General features: G+C 58.7%; 11 protein-coding genes. 4 read left to right on the top strand and 7 right to left on the bottom strand.

The window, feature by feature from the left end:
* Positions 1 to 120 precede the first annotated feature (120 nt).
* From ACFVTJ_RS20595 to ACFVTJ_RS20580, 4 genes are all read left to right on the top strand, one after another.
* Complete coding sequence (locus ACFVTJ_RS20595) at positions 121 to 2,046, top strand: autotransporter assembly complex family protein (RefSeq protein ID WP_386910457.1); 1,926 nt, start codon at positions 121 to 123, stop codon at positions 2,044 to 2,046.
* Between the two features lie 45 nt (positions 2,047 to 2,091).
* Positions 2,092 to 6,252 (top strand): translocation/assembly module TamB domain-containing protein, encoded by a 4,161-nt coding sequence (locus tag ACFVTJ_RS20590; protein WP_386910456.1) that lies wholly within the window; start codon positions 2,092 to 2,094, stop codon positions 6,250 to 6,252.
* Between the two features lie 168 nt (positions 6,253 to 6,420).
* Entirely contained in the window at positions 6,421 to 6,897 is a 477-nt protein-coding gene (locus ACFVTJ_RS20585; protein WP_003504949.1) for a chemotaxis protein CheW, read from the top strand.
* 373 nt (positions 6,898 to 7,270) lie between these two features.
* Positions 7,271 to 9,007: a methyl-accepting chemotaxis protein gene (locus ACFVTJ_RS20580; RefSeq protein ID WP_386910455.1), complete on the top strand. Its 1,737-nt coding sequence runs from the start codon at positions 7,271 to 7,273 to the stop codon at positions 9,005 to 9,007.
* 30 nt (positions 9,008 to 9,037) lie between these two features.
* Here the strand turns inward: ACFVTJ_RS20580 and fdhD are convergent, their stop codons facing one another.
* From fdhD to ACFVTJ_RS20545, 7 genes are all read right to left on the bottom strand, one after another.
* A complete protein-coding gene (gene fdhD / locus ACFVTJ_RS20575; RefSeq protein WP_386910454.1) occupies positions 9,038 to 9,853 on the bottom strand; it encodes a formate dehydrogenase accessory sulfurtransferase FdhD in 816 nt (271 codons plus the stop codon).
* A 274-nt stretch (positions 9,854 to 10,127) separates the two neighbouring features.
* On the bottom strand, positions 10,128 to 10,538 hold the full coding sequence (locus ACFVTJ_RS20570; protein ID WP_006310765.1) for a F0F1 ATP synthase subunit epsilon: 411 nt from the start codon (positions 10,536 to 10,538) through the stop codon (positions 10,128 to 10,130).
* A gap of 128 nt (positions 10,539 to 10,666) precedes the next feature.
* The gene (atpD, locus tag ACFVTJ_RS20565) at positions 10,667 to 12,121 is read right to left on the bottom strand and encodes a F0F1 ATP synthase subunit beta (protein ID WP_386910453.1); all 1,455 of its coding nucleotides are present in this window, start codon (positions 12,119 to 12,121) and stop codon (positions 10,667 to 10,669) included.
* 23 nt (positions 12,122 to 12,144) lie between these two features.
* Entirely contained in the window at positions 12,145 to 13,023 is an 879-nt protein-coding gene (locus tag ACFVTJ_RS20560; RefSeq protein ID WP_063948352.1) for a F0F1 ATP synthase subunit gamma, read from the bottom strand.
* Positions 13,024 to 13,054: 31 nt separating this feature from the next.
* The gene (gene atpA, locus ACFVTJ_RS20555) at positions 13,055 to 14,584 is read right to left on the bottom strand and encodes a F0F1 ATP synthase subunit alpha (RefSeq protein WP_386910452.1); all 1,530 of its coding nucleotides are present in this window, start codon (positions 14,582 to 14,584) and stop codon (positions 13,055 to 13,057) included.
* Positions 14,584 to 15,150, bottom strand: coding sequence for a F0F1 ATP synthase subunit delta (locus tag ACFVTJ_RS20550; RefSeq protein WP_386910451.1), 567 nt, complete (start codon positions 15,148 to 15,150; stop codon positions 14,584 to 14,586). The genes atpA and ACFVTJ_RS20550 overlap by 1 nt, the downstream gene beginning before the upstream one ends.
* Before the next feature lie 261 nt (positions 15,151 to 15,411).
* The gene (locus ACFVTJ_RS20545) at positions 15,412 to 15,798 is read right to left on the bottom strand and encodes a phage infection protein (protein ID WP_386910450.1); all 387 of its coding nucleotides are present in this window, start codon (positions 15,796 to 15,798) and stop codon (positions 15,412 to 15,414) included.
* Between the last annotated feature and the right edge of the window lie 37 nt (positions 15,799 to 15,835).

Genomic DNA, 15,835 nt, shown 5'->3' with positions numbered 1-15,835 from the left:
TATGGGCATCAAAACGCAGGTCAAAGGGTGCTCAACGCCGTTTATTTATGATTAAATTGCAATGTTAACGGAGAGGAAACGGGTTAGGGCGACAATAAATGCTCAACCATAAAGCAGCTTATGCGAAGAACACGGACTAACCCGAAGACAGGTATTGCGTATCGGAAAGCTGGCACCGCTCTTGCGGTTGCTGTGACGCTCGCCCTGTATCCGGCGTTTGCCCGTGATGCCTTTGCCTTCAAACTGTTCGGTGTGCGCCTCTGGGGTTCGGAAGAACCGGAGGTCGAGGTTATCAACCCGGTCAAATATGCTGTCACGCTTGACGCTGCCGACGCCGACAAGTCCCTCAGGGATAGTCTGGAAAATAGCTCGCTTCTTCTGGCCGACAAGGACAAACCTGCCTCCGGCGATCTCGGCCTTCTGATAAAGGCGCGGGATGACAGGGACAGGCTGATCGCGGCACTTTATGAAAACGCCCGTTACGGCGGCATCGTCAATGTCACCGTGGCCGGGAAAAACGTTGACGACCTGCCTCCCAATCCGGTTTTCGATCACAGCGCGCCCGTACCCGTGGTCATAACGGTGACGCCGGGCCCGAAATTCACGCTCGGCAACGTCCGCCTTGAGGGTGATGTAACGGGCCGAAATCTTGAGGAATACGGCCTGATCAACGGCGGCGATGCCGGATCGCTGGCAATCATCCGCGCCGGCAACAAGTTGATCGATGATCTGAAGGCGGAAGGCCGGCCGCTCGCGAAACTGACGAAACGCGAGGCCGTCGCAAACCATGCGACGAATACCGTCGACATTACGATGGCGGCCGAAGGTGGACCCATTGCGCCGCTCGGTGCAGTCACCGTCACGGGTGAAAAAACCGTCGATGGCGACTTCATCCGCCGTTATTCACGCCTCAATGGCGGCGAGCCCTATTCCCCGGAAAAGCTGCGCAAGGCCGCCGACCGCCTGCGCCAGCTCGGCGTCTTTTCCAGCCTGACGATCAAGGAAGCTGGAACGCTCGCCCGCGACGGCTCCATCCCGCTCACCATCGAAGTGTCCGAAGGCAAGCACCGTTATTTCGGTGTCGGCGCGCAATATTCCACCACGGAAGGCATCGGCCTCCAGGGGTATTGGGGCCACAGGAACCTCTTCGGACAGGCGGAATCGCTACGTATCGAAGGCTCGGTCTCGCGCATCGCCGAGGCATCGAGCATTGACGGCATGGATTATTCGGCGGGCATCACCTTCACCAAGCCCGGCATGTTCAACCCGCGCACCACATTCAAGACCAGCCTGATTGCCAAGACCGAGCATCCCGATACCTATGAAGCCAAGACGCTGACGGGCACGGCCGGTTTCGCCTATGAGCTGAACGACACCGATACGGCTGCGGCCGGCCTCGAGGTGCAATGGGCCAACACCGACGACGCTTTCGGCAAGAACGAATATCTGACCACATCGATACCGCTTGAATTCGTTCGCGATACACGCGACGACAAGCTGAATCCCACCGAAGGTTTTCGGGCATCTCTTGCCGCCAAGCCGAGCTATGAGGCGCTGAACGGTACGTTCTTCTCCTCCTTCGAGGGCTCCATCACCGGTTACAAGGGGCTTGGTGCAGAAGACAGGCTGATCATGGCCGGAAAGCTCTCTGGTGGCGTTCTGGTGGGTGGCAGCGATCTGCAGGACATTCCGACCACACGGCGCTTTTACGCCGGTGGCGGCGGATCGGTGCGCGGCTACAGCTACCAGGAAATTTCGCCCTATAATGCAGCGGGTGACGCGACCGGCGGTCGTTCTTATGTGGTCGGCTCCGTTGAGGCCCGCATCAAGGTCACCGATACGATCGGCATCGTGCCCTTCATTGATGCCGGTGTGGTTTCGGATGAAGTAACTCCCGATTTTTCCGATATCCGGGCTGGTGCCGGTATCGGTCTGCGTTACGTGACGCCCTTCGGGCCTCTGCGTCTCGATGTCGCCATGCCGCTTGAAAAATACGACGGCGGCAACAATTTCGGCATTTATGCTGGCATCGGCCAGTCTTTTTAAACGCCGCAGTCGAACACCCTTGCAACAGAGTGTAGTTTACCCTTGATGAAAACGTTGATTCGATTGCTGAGATGGCTGGGTTACGCTGCACTGTTATGCGTGGTGCTGGTGTTGCTTGCGGCGCTGTTCGTCGGTTTTACGCCGATGGGCGCCCGGATTGCCGCAAAGCAGATTGCATCACTCGTATCGACACCCGATCAGACAATCGAGATTTCTCCTCCGGCCGGCCTTCTGACCGGCCGGCTGCGGCTTGATAATGTCACCCTTTCCGACCGGCAGGGCCCTTATGCTCGCGTGAACCAGATCGCCGTCGACTGGTCGCCGCTGTCGCTGCTTGCCGGCACCTTCCATGCCGATCGCGTCTCGGCTGCATCGGTCGATGTCGAGCGCCAACCATTGCCCGCTCAGCAGACGACCAGCAAAAACTCCGGCAATTCTTCGCTTCCTGTTGAAATCGTCATCGATAATTTCAACTTTCCGAATATCAGCCTTGGGCAATCACTTCTCGGCCGCCCCTTCGATCTGACGGTGGAAGGCAACCTCAAGGCCGCCCAGGACGACATGCGGCTTTCACTGACCGCTCACAGGCGCAATGCCGTGGATGCGGAGATCAATGCCGACGTTGCTTTCCTGCCGAATGAGAACGTGCTGAAGCTGAAAGCGGAGATGAAGGAACCCGAAGGCGGCCTGCTCGCTACGCTGCTTTCGCTTCCCGGCACGCCTGCGGTGGCGATAGACCTCAATGGCGAAGGCCCGCTTTCCAACTGGACGGGCACGCTGCGCGGCAATGTCGCCGGCAATGCGGTGCTCAACGTCACCGGTCGTCATCTCCTTGGTGATGACGGAACGCGCCGTATCGAGATTGCGGGCGGCGGTAAGCCCGATCTGCTGCTGCCGCCTGCCTTCCGCCAGCTTTTTGCCGGTGAGACGAAGCTTGATGCGAATGCCACACTCTCCCCGCAGGGCCGCATCGAAATCGGCAGCAGTACGCTTGAGACCGGCACGCTGCTGCTGACGGCATGGGGCACCGTCGATCCGAACGGCCAGAACGATCTTGCCGCCAATCTCATCGGCACCGCCGGCCCCGTGGATTTCCGCTGGCCGCTCGGCAATGGTGAAATCCAGGCCCTCATCAACGGCCTTGATCTTTCCCTGAAGGGTGGCGCAGACGCCGCTCACCTCAACACCACCGTTTCCCTGCGCAGCCTTGCGCTACCACAGGGTCGGCTTGGCGATGTCAAACTGACCGCAGAGAGCACCGATCTCAATATCGCCAACCGCAGCGGCACGATCGCCACCGTCCTGTCGGTGGCGCAATCATCCTTTGTCAGTCCCGATATCGACCGGCTGGTACGTGCACCTCTCACCATCAAGGCACCGCTCAGCCTCACCTCGTCCGCCATCGCTTTTAACGGCGCGACGCTGGAAAGTGCGAGTGTCGGCGGCACACTGAACGGCAATTTCGATCTCGCCGACAACCACCTGACCTCAAGCGTTCAACTCTTTGCGCTGCCCGCCACGCTTCCGCCCTCGCTCGCGGAAAAATTCGACACAACCATCGCCCTCCAGGGGGATATCGACCTGATTATCGGCGGACGCATCAGCGTCGAGAACCTCGTCATCAAGTCCGGTACGATCGAGGCGGCAGGGAATGTCAGCCTCGAAAATGAGGAACTGAAAGCCGATCTCACAGGTAAGTTCCCCGCGCTCGAAAAGCTGACGCCGCAGGCGAAGGGCCTCGCCGATTTTGCGATCGAGGCCAGCGGCGCGCTTGCCGCACCCGATTTTAACGTGACCCTGAGTTCTGAAAGTGCCGTCCTTGCCGGGCGAAAACTCGAAGCACTGAAGGTCAATGCCGCCGGCAAGGCCGACCCGGCCGCACCGCAGGCAAAGCTGACGGCCAGCGGCAGCCTCGACCGGCAGAAGATCGACGCCAACGCCAATGTGGTGCAGACCGAAAATGGCACGGCAATACCCGAACTTCATATCGCGGTGGGTCGCAACATCTTGGACGGGAAGCTGCAATTTTCGCAGCAGTTCCTGCCGACGGGCAATCTCTCCTTCAATTTCCCCGATCTCGCCCTGTTGGCCGCACTCGCCGCCCAGCAGGCGGATGGCGATATTGCCGGCGATATCGCGCTGAGCAACGCCAATGGCAAGATCGCAGCAACGATAAAGGCAAATGGCGGCAGCATCCGCCAAGGCACGACGACGATTTCAAAGCTGGCCGCCGATATTTCCATCGATGACCTTCAGGCGCTCGCCATCAATGGCAAGGTCAGCGCCGACAGCGTCAATACCGGAACGGCTGCGATTTCAGGCCTGAATGCCACCATCGGACATTCCGGCACGATGACCGCGTTCGATGTCACGGGCCGTTATGACAATGCGCCGCTGGTGGTGAAAGGCAGCGCGGATACTGGTGGATCACCGATGACGGTGCGGGTCGACGCCTTTTCGGCAGCACCCAGGGGAATTGCGGTGCGGCTTGAAAAACCAAGCACCATCGCCGTCCAGAACGGCACGGCTCGAATCGCCGATCTGACCATCATCACGGGAGATGGGCGTGTGGTGGTCAACGGTACCGCCGGCTCGACCCTTGATATCAAGGCCGATATCCGCTCGCTTCCCGCGAACCTGGCAAACGCCTTTGCTGCCGGGCTGGATGCAGCAGGCAGCATATCCGGCACGGTCAGCGCCAAGGGTGCGGCATCCGACCCCTCGGTTGATTATGATTTGAACTGGGCCAATGCCGAGGTCGCGCAGACCCGCGCCTCGGGGCTCGCGGCACTCGGCATCAAGGCGAACGGCCGGTTTGCCGGCGGCAGCCTGCAGATCGAAACCAACGTGAGCGGTCAGGGCGGCATGTCCCTTTCCGGCGGCGGCTCGCTTGGCATCGCCGGCAATCGCCCGCTTTCCATGGCTTTTTCCGGTCGGCTGCCTTTCACCGCAGTTGCCGCGCAAACCGCAGCACAGGGCCTGGATGTGGACGGTACCGCCGCCATCGACGTCAAGATCTCCGGCACCGCTTCCGCACCTGTCGTGACCGGCAGCATCACCACCGATGGCACACGCCTGACAGATGTGCGCCGGAACCTGACGATCAATGGCCTGGGCGCAACGGTCACCTTCGATCGCGACCGTGCCGTCATTTCCAGATTGACGGGCAAGCTCGCCGGTGGCGGAACGATCTCGGGCACCGGCAACATCGGCATAACCGGCGGCTCTGGTTTTCCCGCCGATATTTCCATCACGCTGGATCGCGCCGGTTATAACGACGGCACGCTGGTGACGACGGTGGTGAGCGGCACGCTGACTCTGAAAGGGCCGCTGCTGAATTCGCCAATACTTGGTGGCAACCTCACTCTCGACAGAAGCGCCATCACCATTCCTGAGAAACTTCCGGCCTCGCTGACGGAGATCGATGTCAAGCACAAGAACGCGCCGCCAAAAGTGCGCGCCCAGGCCAAGGCACTCGGAGCGGACCAGGGCGGAAGCGGCAGTTCCTCCACCATCAATCTCGATCTCAAGGTAAATGCGCCGAGCGGCATCTTCGTGCGCGGGCGAGGCATCGATGCCGAACTGACCGGCAATCTGACCATCCGCGGCACCGCCGCCGTTCCCGTCATCTCGGGCGGCTTTGAAATGCGCCGAGGCCGGTTGGAAATCCTTACCCGCCGGCTGGATTTCACAACGGGCAATATCACCTTTGGTGGCGGCCTCGTCCCGGTTCTCGATATGAAGGCAGACTCGGCGGTCGGTTCGACCACGGTCACCGTATCTGTTTCCGGCAACGCCAACGACCCGACCTTTGCCTTCTCCTCCGCCCCTGCCCTGCCGCAGGACGAGGTGATGGCACAGCTGATTTTCGGACAGTCGATGTCGAAACTCTCTGCCCTGCAGATCGCGCGTCTGGCCGATGCCGCCGCCCAGCTGGCCGGTGGACGCTCCACCTCGCTGTTCGACAAGCTTAGAAGCAATCTCGGCGTCGACGATCTCGATATTTCCACGGATTCCGAGGGACAGGCCCGTGTTTCCGCTGGTAAGTATCTCAATGAAAGAACCTATCTCGAGCTGCAGCAGAGCGGCGACTCCGGCGCAAAAGCGATCATCAACCTCGATGTCGGGCGCGGCGTGAAGCTGCGCGGCGAAGCAGGCGGCAATGGCGAAGGCGCGGCCGGGATATTTTACGAGAAGGAATATTGAGACGGCTTCGCATTTAGGTTTGCGAAACCATCTCGTGGTACGACTCTTCCATTGAAGACGGAAATAGTATTTCCGGCTGTTCAGGCACCAGGCAGAACGCCAAACCCGCATATGCAAGTGTCGGTGCACTTGCGCCGGCCTCCACAGCGAGCATTGGGAAGAATTCTGATGGCAATGATTAACTCTACCAATTTTGGCGGTGAGACGCTCGAAATCATCGCATTCCGCCTGCATGATCAGGAGTTCTGCGTGAAGACGACGACCATTCGCGAAATTCGCGGCTGGGCGCCTTCCACGCCCATTCCCCACGCACCGAAAGATGTCATCGGTGTCATGAACCTGCGCGGCTCGGTCATTCCGATCATCGATCTGGCTCACAAGCTCGGCATGAAGAGCACCGTCGCCAATGAACGAAGCGCCATCGTGGTGGCGGAAGTGCACAACATGGTTATCGGCATGCTTGTTGACCGCGTTTCCGATATCCTCACGATCCCGGCAAACCAGGTGCAGCCCGTTCCGGAAATCTCCGCCTCTTTCGACAAGTCCTATTCCGAAGGCATCATCGCCAACGAACACGGTATGATCTGCTTCCTGAACCTCGCTAAGATGTTCAAGGGAACCGAAGCCGAAGACCTTGCCGCCTGATCAGGTGACTACAGTCTGAAGCAAGTGTTTCACAGCTGTCATCGACAACAGAACCAGACCGCCGGGCCCTCCGGCGGTTTTTTTGTTTTGTCGTTCATCTTACAACTTAAATAAGAACATTTTAATATTATAGATATCTAATATTAAAAGCCGGCGAACAGTACCTCACCCACATCATATTCACCCGGGTTCGATAGCTGACGAAGGCCACAAAAGTCGCAAGTGCCTGCATTGCCGCCCGTGGCGGCAAAACCTGTCCGTTGTTCAACATGATACGGCGTGGACCACACCTTGGGTGCTGCGAGCCGCTCCGTCGACCGATATTTGGGGGACGTTAATGCTGGGGTTAGGGAAAAGCGCAGATAACCGAAATATGCTCGATGCGATATCCAGATCGCAGGCGGTCATAGAATTCGATCTCAAAGGTAATATTCTCACCGCAAACCGGAATTTCTGCATGACGCTGGGTTACGATCTCGCAGAAATCGTCGGCAAGCACCATCGCATGTTCTGCGACAGGGAGATTGCCGCATCGCACGCCTATCAAGAATTCTGGGAATCTCTTGCGCGCGGTGAATTTCAGGCGAGCGAGTATCGCCGTATTCGCAAGGATGGATCAGCCATCTGGATTGAAGCCTCCTATAACCCCGTCTTCCGTTCGGGCAAGCCCTACAAAGTCGTCAAGATCGCGACTGACATCACCGCCAAGAGGATCAAGGCCATAGAAGACGCAGGCAAGCTGGAAGCGCTATCGCGCTCTCAGGCGACCATCGAGTTTTTCCCTGACGGCACGATCATCACCGCCAACCCGAATTTCTGTGCAACGGTGAACTACGATCTGAAGGAGATCGAGGGCAAGCACCATCGCATGTTCTGCGATCCGGCCTATACGGCATCCCCCACTTACGCCAATTTCTGGCAGCGACTGGCATCGGGAGAATTCATTTCGGACGAATTTGTCCGCTATGGCAAGAACGGCAAGGAAATATGGATCCAGGCCGCCTACAACCCGGTCCTGGATGAGGCCGGAAAAGTCGTGAAAGTGGTAAAATTCGCCACCGACGTCACGCCGCGCATGAGCGCCATCACCGTGCTTGCCAACGCCCTGCGCGCACTCGCCGAGGGCGACCTTGTGCAGCGCCTCGACACCGGTTTCGTCCCCAGCATGGAGAAACTGCGGGCGGACTTCAATGAGGTCGTCGGCAAGCTGCAGGCCACCATGCAGACGATATCTCACAATGCCTCGACCATCGCCTCCGGCTCCGGCGAAATCCGCATCGCCGCCGATCAGCTTTCGCAACGAACGGAACAACAGGCGGCCTCGCTGGAGGAAACTGCCGCTGCACTGGAGGAAATCACCACCACCGTGACCGATGCCAGCCGTCGCGCCGGTGAGGCTGGCAAGCTGGTGCTGCGGACGAGAGAACATGCCGAACATTCCGGCGATGTCGTTCAGCAGGCAATTTCCGCCATGGATGCGATTTCGCGTTCTTCCGGCGAAATCACCAACATCATTGGCGTAATCGACGACATCGCCTTCCAGACCAACCTCCTGGCGCTGAACGCCGGGGTAGAAGCCGCCCGCGCCGGGGAGGCCGGCAAGGGTTTCGCCGTCGTGGCGCAGGAAGTGCGCGAGCTGGCCCAACGCTCCGCCGTGGCAGCCAAGGAGATCAAGTCGCTGATCAACACCTCCCGCGAACAGGTCGCCAATGGCGTCGATCTTGTCGGCAGAACCGGTGAGGCCTTGCGGGATATTCAGTCGCAGATGGGTGAAATCGACGTCAATGTCTCGGCGATCGTCGAAGCATCGCGCGAACAGGCGAACGGGCTGAGGGAAATCAACCAGGCCGTCAACGTCATGGATCAGGCGACCCAGAAAAACGCCGCCATGGTGGAAGAAACCACTGCCGCCAGCCACGGTCTCGCCAGTGAGGCCGACAACCTCTACGAATTGCTGCGACAGTTCAGAATATCCGGCGAGGCACAGCTAGCACCCGCCCAGCCCATCGATAAAAAACCCGCCAGCATAACCCGGCTGCCGACACCTCAGCCGCGATATGCCACAGCAAGGGCGCCCGGTAACATGGCGGCGGAATGGGCGGAATTCTAAATCCGCATATGCCGAAGCCCCATGCCGGGGTTACAGGCTAATACGGTCCGCACGGGTGAAGATTTCGAAGTCTTCACCCCGGACCAAAGCAACGAGTGTAATGCCCGCCTTATCGGCAGTTTCGATCGCAAGCGCCGTGGGTGCGGAGATCGCCGCGAGAACCGGGCAGCCGAGAATCGCCGTCTTCTGCACCATCTCCACCGACAGGCGGCTGGTAACGGCCACAATACCCGTCTGCGCGGAAAAGCCCGCATTCACGACCGCGCCGGCCAATTTATCCAGCGCATTGTGACGGCCGACATCTTCGCGTACCGCCAAAAGCCCCTCACGCGGACTATAAAACCCTGCGCCGTGAACGGCCCTTGTTTCACGATTGAGGGTTTGCCCATCGTTCAGCGCCTTCACAGCCGCAACCACATCATTGCCGTGGACCGACGATTTCAAGCCGCTCAAATCCGGCACGACACGCACCGCCTGTTCTATCGACTCAATGCCGCAGAGACCGCAGCCCACCGGACCTGCCATATGCCGTCGTCTCGCCCGCAGGGCATCGGCCTCGGCATCCGTCAAATCCACCTGGACATCGTAACCCTGTCCCGCTTCAATCACTTCGATAGCCTGAATGTCGGAACGCATCGATATGATGCCCTCGGTAAGGCTGAAGCCGACGGCAAAATCGACGAGATCGGCAGGGCTGGCCATCATCACGGCATGGGTGCTACCGCCATAAGAAAAAGCAACCGGGATTTCTTCCGGCACGGCACGCTCACCTGTGGCAAGTGCGCCCTCCCGCAATGCGGTTCTGGCAACCCTTCGATAACTTGCTTCCACCGACACGACGATCATTCCTCCATGACGGGAAACGCACCACCATATCGGTCTGTGATGGATAAAGCGACATTCCCTTCCCTTTCACATCTAGCCTATCACCCACAAAATCGGAATCGATTTCGGCAGATGCGAGCCAATTCCCCGTAATGAGCCTGGCAAGGCGACGACCCGATAGGGCTCTAGCAACAGAAGCGGGAGAGACAGCTAAAAACAAAAAAGCGACCGAAACGGCCGCTTTCTGCTTCTAGTTTTTTGTGGGCAGTCATTCTTTCGAACCCGCCCGGTACTTTCAAGCAGCGACGAGAACCTCATGCAGGTTCGTCAGCTCATAGAGGTGCTTTTCAAGCTTGGTCAGATGTTCGTGGTGATGATTGCCTTCCTGGATTTCGGCCTTGGCCGCATCGATGCGCTTCTGAAGCGTATCGGGAGACATATCGTCAGCCGAAACAGCGGATTCCGCGAGAAGCGTGCAGCCGGTCGGCAGAATATCGGCAAAACCGCCAAACACGACGTATTTGTGTGTTTCGCCAGAGGCAAATTTCACCGTCACAAGACCCGGCTTGATCGTGGTCATCGTCGGCGCATGATTGGCCAGAACCGTCATTTCACCCAGCGTAGCCGGGATGACGACTTCCGTAACCGTTTCGGAAACGAGCAGACGCTCCGGGGAAACGAGATCGAATTTGAAACTGTCAGCCATGGCTATTCACTTCTTTTCAATTACGCGGGCGTCACGAATTATTCGTTACAACGCCGGCATCACCATTCGGGTTTCGCCGCCATTGCCAGCGAGGCGCGCGGTTAAACCACGCGCCCGCCAATTCATCATCAAGCAGCTTCGCCAGCCAGCTTCTTTGCCTTTTCGATGGCTTCTTCCATCGAACCGACCATGTAGAAGGCGGCTTCCGGCAGATTGTCGTATTCGCCGTTGACGAGGCCCTTGAAGCCCTTGATCGTGTCTTCGAGAGCAACCAGCTTGCCCGGCGAACCGGTGAAGACTTCAGCAACAAAGAACGGCTGCGACAGGAAGCGCTCGATCTTGCGGGCGCGGGCAACCGTCAGCTTGTCTTCTTCCGACAGTTCGTCCATGCCGAGGATGGCAATGATGTCCTGAAGAGACTTGTAGCGCTGCAGGGTAGACTGAACCTTACGAGCCACTTCGTAGTGTTCTTCGCCGACGATCATCGGGTCGAGCATACGCGAGGTGGAGTCGAGCGGGTCAACAGCCGGGTAGATGCCCTTTTCAGCGATCGAACGAGACAGAACCGTCGTTGCGTCCAGGTGGGCGAACGAGGTGGCCGGAGCCGGGTCGGTCAAGTCGTCGGCGGGAACGTAAATAGCCTGAACCGAGGTGATCGAACCCTTGGTCGTGGTGGTGATGCGTTCCTGCATCTGACCCATGTCGGTTGCGAGCGTCGGCTGATAACCCACGGCCGAAGGAATACGACCGAGAAGAGCCGACACTTCCGAACCAGCCTGCGTGAAGCGGAAGATGTTGTCCACGAAGAACAGAACGTCCTGGCCTTCGTCGCGGAAGTTCTCAGCGATCGTCAGACCGGTCAGAGCGACGCGAGCGCGAGCGCCCGGCGGCTCGTTCATCTGGCCGTAAACCAGCGCAGCCTTGGAGCCTTCGCCGCCGCCGAGCTTGTTGACGTTCGATTCGATCATTTCGTGGTAGAGGTCGTTACCTTCACGGGTACGCTCACCAACGCCGGCGAATACCGAGTAACCGCCATGTGCCTTAGCAACGTTGTTGATGAGTTCCATGATGAGAACGGTCTTGCCAACGCCGGCGCCGCCGAACAGGCCGATCTTACCGCCCTTGGCGTAAGGAGCCAGAAGGTCGACGACCTTGATGCCGGTGACGAGGATCTGCGCTTCGGTCGACTGTTCGACGTAAGCAGGAGCGTCCTGGTGGATGGCGCGCTTGGAGGCGGTCACGATCGGACCAGCTTCGTCAACCGGCTCGCCGATGACGTTCATGATACGGCCGAGCGTTTCCGGACCAACCGGAACGGAGATCGGAGCGCCGGTGTTCGAAACGAACTGACCACGAACCAGACCTTCGGTCGAGTCCATGGCGATCGTGCGAACGACGTTTTCACCGAGGTGCTGCGCGACTTCCAGAACCAGACGGTTGCCGTTGTTCTCGGTTTCGAGCGCGTTCAGGATCGGAGGCAGTTCGCCTTCGAACGCCACGTCGACAACAGCGCCGATAACCTGGGTAACCTTGCCCGCGCCGTTCACCGCTGCGGTTTTCTTGGGGGTAGCTGCCTTAGCCATTATCCTTACCCTCTTTCCTTACCTCAGAGCGCTTCCGCGCCCGAAATGATTTCAATGAGTTCCTTGGTGATCTGAGCCTGACGCTGACGGTTGTAGGACAGCGTCAGCTTGTTGATCATTTCACCGGCATTGCGCGTTGCGTTATCCATCGCGCTCATCTTGGCGCCCATTTCACCGGCAACGTTTTCGAGCAGAGCCCGGAAAACCTGAACCGAAATGTTGCGCGGAATAAGGTCTTCCAGAATAGAAGCCGCATCCGGCTCATATTCGTAGACGGCGTTCTGCGTCGCGGCATCCTCTTCCACAACAGGCGTTGCGGCCGGAATGAGCTGCAGGCCGGTCGGGATCTGGCTGATGACGGACTTGAATTCCGAATAGATCAGCGTGCAGACATCGAACTCGCCGGCGTTGAAGAGCGAGATCACCTTCTTGGCGATCTGGTCGGCATTTTCAAAACCGACCTTCTTCACGTCGCGCAGTTCGATGCGCTCGATAATGTTGGCTGCAAATTCGCGACGCAGGGCGTCGTAACCCTTCTTGCCGACCGTGATGATCTTGACCGTCTTGCCTTCCGAAATCAGCTTGCGGGCGTGATCGCGGGCAAAACGGGCGATTTGCGAGTTGAAACCGCCGCAAAGACCACGCTCAGCCGTGCAGACGACGAGCAGATGCACGTCGTCCTTGCCGGTGCCGGTCATCAGCGCCGGAGCAACGTCCGCCTCGACCGCATTCGCGATGTTGGCAAGAACGGCGCTCATGCGCTGAGAATAAGGCCGGGCGGCCTCCGCAGCTTCCTGGGCGCGCCGAAGCTTCGCCGCGGCGACCATTTTCATCGCCTTGGTAATCTTCTGCGTCGCCTTAACAGAGGCAATGCGGTTTTTCAGATCCTTTAGTGAAGGCATCCGTTATCCGTCCGAGTAAAAGAGCCCTGATTTAAGAGAAAGACTTGGCGAAGGTATCAAGAGCGCCCTTGAGCTTGCCCTTGGTATCGTCGCTGATAGCCTTTTCCGTGCGGATGGTGTCGAGGATCGCCTTACCTTCCGAGCGGAGGTAGGAGAGGAAACCCTGCTCGAACTTGCCGACCTGTGCGACCGGGATCTTGTCGAGGTAGCCGTTGACACCAGCGAAGATCACCGCAACCTGTTCTTCCGTCTTGAGCGGCGAGAACTGCGGTTGCTTCAGAAGCTCGGTCAGGCGAGCACCGCGGTTAAGCAGGCGCTGCGTGGAAGCATCGAGGTCCGAGCCGAACTGGGCAAAAGCGGCCATTTCGCGATACTGGGCGAGTTCACCCTTGATCGAGCCGGCAACCTGCTTCATCGCCTTGATCTGAGCGGCGGAGCCAACGCGCGAAACCGACAGACCGACGTTAACAGCCGGGCGGATACCCTGATAGAACAGGTCGGTTTCGAGGAAGATCTGGCCGTCAGTGATCGAGATCACGTTGGTCGGAATAAAGGCCGAAACGTCGTTACCCTGGGTTTCGATGACAGGCAGAGCCGTCAGCGAGCCAGCGCCCATTTCGTCGGAGAGCTTTGCAGCGCGCTCGAGAAGACGGGAGTGGAGGTAGAAAACGTCGCCCGGATAAGCTTCGCGGCCCGGAGGACGGCGCAGCAGAAGCGACATCTGACGATAGGCAACGGCCTGCTTGGAAAGGTCGTCGTAACCGATAAGAGCATGCTTGCCGTTGTCACGGAAGTATTCGCCCATGGCGCAACCGGCGAACGGTGCGAGGTATTGCATCGGAGCCGGATCGGAAGCGGTCGCAGCAACGATGATCGAATACTGCAGTGCGCCGCGCTCTTCCAGAACCTTCACGAACTGGGCAACGGTCGAACGCTTCTGACCGATAGCGACGTAGACGCAATAAAGCTTGTCGCCGTCAGGACCATTGTCGTGAATGGCCTTCTGGTTCAGAATCGTGTCGAGAATGATCGCGGTCTTGCCGGTTTGGCGGTCGCCGATCACAAGCTCGCGCTGGCCGCGGCCAACCGGGATGAGCGCGTCGATGGCCTTGAGGCCGGTCGACATCGGCTCATGAACCGACTTGCGCGGAATGATGCCAGGAGCCTTGACGTCAACGCGCGAACGCTTGACGGCATTGATCGGGCCCTTGCCGTCGATCGGGTTGCCGAGCGCGTCAACGACGCGGCCGAGCAGTTCCGGACCCACGGGAACGTCAACGATAGCGCCAGTCCGCTTTACGGTGTCGCCTTCCTTGATGTCACGGTCGGAACCGAAGATAACCACGCCGACATTGTCGGCTTCGAGGTTGAGCGCCATGCCGCGGATGCCGCCCGGAAACTCGACCATTTCGCCAGCCTGAACATTGTCGAGACCGTAAACGCGAGCAATACCGTCACCGACGGAAAGCACCTGGCCGACTTCCGAGACTTCCGCCTCGTTGCCGAAATTTTTGATTTGATCTTTCAGAATTGCGGAAATTTCCGCGGCGCGGATATCCATCAGCCAACCTCTTTCAGTGCAAGCTTAAGGGTGGAAAGTTTGGTGCGAAGAGACGTATCGATCTGGCGGGAGCCGACCTTGACGATCAGACCACCGAGGATCGACGGGTCGACGGTAACGGAAATCGTCACATCCTTGCCGGTAACGCTCTTCAGCGCCGCTTTCAGTTCAGTTTCCTGCGCCTCGTCGAGCGCATGTGCCGAGGTGACCTCGGCGGTGATTTCGCCGCGATGGGCGGCAGCGATGGTGCGGTAGGCGCGGATCATGCCGGGAACGGCGAAGAGACGGCGGTTATTCGCAACAACCTTGAGGAAATTCAGAGCGAGACCGGAGATACCGGCCTTTTCGCAGATAGCGGTGATTGCCTTGAACTGATCCTCGGCGGAAAACACCGGGCTCGCAACCAGACGCTTTAAATCGTCGCTTTCGTCGAGAAGTGCGCCAAACTTGTCCAGTTCGGCCTGAACCGCTTCGACCGTACCCGCTTCCAAAGCAAGCTCGAAAAGCGACGACGCATACCTTTCCGCTACACCGGATGTTCCCTGGGAGGTGTCTGCCACGGGCACTTTTTCCCTGCTAATCGTCCAAGACCCTCAGCGATGGGGCTCCACCGCATCAAATTCTTGAAATCGTTTCAATTTCCCCGAAAAAGACCGGAATTCCCCCCTGCCTTTTCCCAATTTCGCGGTCCGTCTAGCATAGGACGCCGGGACTCGCAACACGCGTAATAGCGGAAAGCGCCGTTTGGGCAAGGGGGAATGCGTTTAAATTTTCCGTTTTCGCTCAGGATGCGGCGCATCTGCGGCACAAAAGCCCAAAAGCCCGCTTCAGACCAGCCCGAAGACATAGCTCAACGCGAGTGCGGAGAGCAGAAAGTGCACAACCAGAAGTAAGAAATTCCGCATGGTTGCGCCACCATCCGAGAGGATGGAAAGAATGCCGCCGAACACGCTGAGGCCGAATGCCGCACCGAAGGCGAGATAGACCATCGGCTGTGCGAGAAGCAGGGCGGCAGCGCCCAGACCGAGATAGAACCCCGCCAGCGACGACCGCACGAGCACATAACCGTCCCTGCGCTCGCCAGCCGGCTGCAAACCGAAGGCGCGCAGCGTGACGCCCGGTGCAAACATGAAAAAAAGGCCCATCACGACCGATACCACCGCTGCGCCGAAAGCCAGCTGCTCGCCAAACTCGGCGGGAAAATAAAACTCCATCTCGTTCCCCAAATCATCTTTGATTGCCTGCTGCGTT

This window comes from Agrobacterium sp. NPDC058088 (assembly GCF_042885035.1).
Lineage (GTDB): Bacteria > Pseudomonadota > Alphaproteobacteria > Rhizobiales > Rhizobiaceae > Agrobacterium.
Note: the sequence above shows the minus strand (reverse complement) of the source record. Positions and strands in the feature narration are given on the sequence as shown.

Bases quoted from the DNA above. Each gene is read 5' to 3' on its own strand.
- ACFVTJ_RS20595 (WP_386910457.1), top strand. From the start codon at position 121: ATGCGAAGAACACGGACTAACCCGAAGACAGGTATTGCGTATCGGAAA.
- ACFVTJ_RS20590 (WP_386910456.1), top strand. From the start codon at position 2,092: ATGAAAACGTTGATTCGATTGCTGAGATGGCTGGGTTACGCTGCACTG.
- ACFVTJ_RS20585 (WP_003504949.1), top strand. From the start codon at position 6,421: ATGGCAATGATTAACTCTACCAATTTTGGCGGTGAGACGCTCGAAATC.
- ACFVTJ_RS20580 (WP_386910455.1), top strand. From the start codon at position 7,271: ATGCTCGATGCGATATCCAGATCGCAGGCGGTCATAGAATTCGATCTC.
- fdhD (WP_386910454.1), bottom strand. From the start codon at position 9,853: ATGATCGTCGTGTCGGTGGAAGCAAGTTATCGAAGGGTTGCCAGAACC.
- ACFVTJ_RS20570 (WP_006310765.1), bottom strand. From the start codon at position 10,538: ATGGCTGACAGTTTCAAATTCGATCTCGTTTCCCCGGAGCGTCTGCTC.
- atpD (WP_386910453.1), bottom strand. From the start codon at position 12,121: ATGGCTAAGGCAGCTACCCCCAAGAAAACCGCAGCGGTGAACGGCGCG.
- ACFVTJ_RS20560 (WP_063948352.1), bottom strand. From the start codon at position 13,023: ATGCCTTCACTAAAGGATCTGAAAAACCGCATTGCCTCTGTTAAGGCG.
- atpA (WP_386910452.1), bottom strand. From the start codon at position 14,584: ATGGATATCCGCGCCGCGGAAATTTCCGCAATTCTGAAAGATCAAATC.
- ACFVTJ_RS20545 (WP_386910450.1), bottom strand. From the start codon at position 15,798: ATGGAGTTTTATTTTCCCGCCGAGTTTGGCGAGCAGCTGGCTTTCGGC.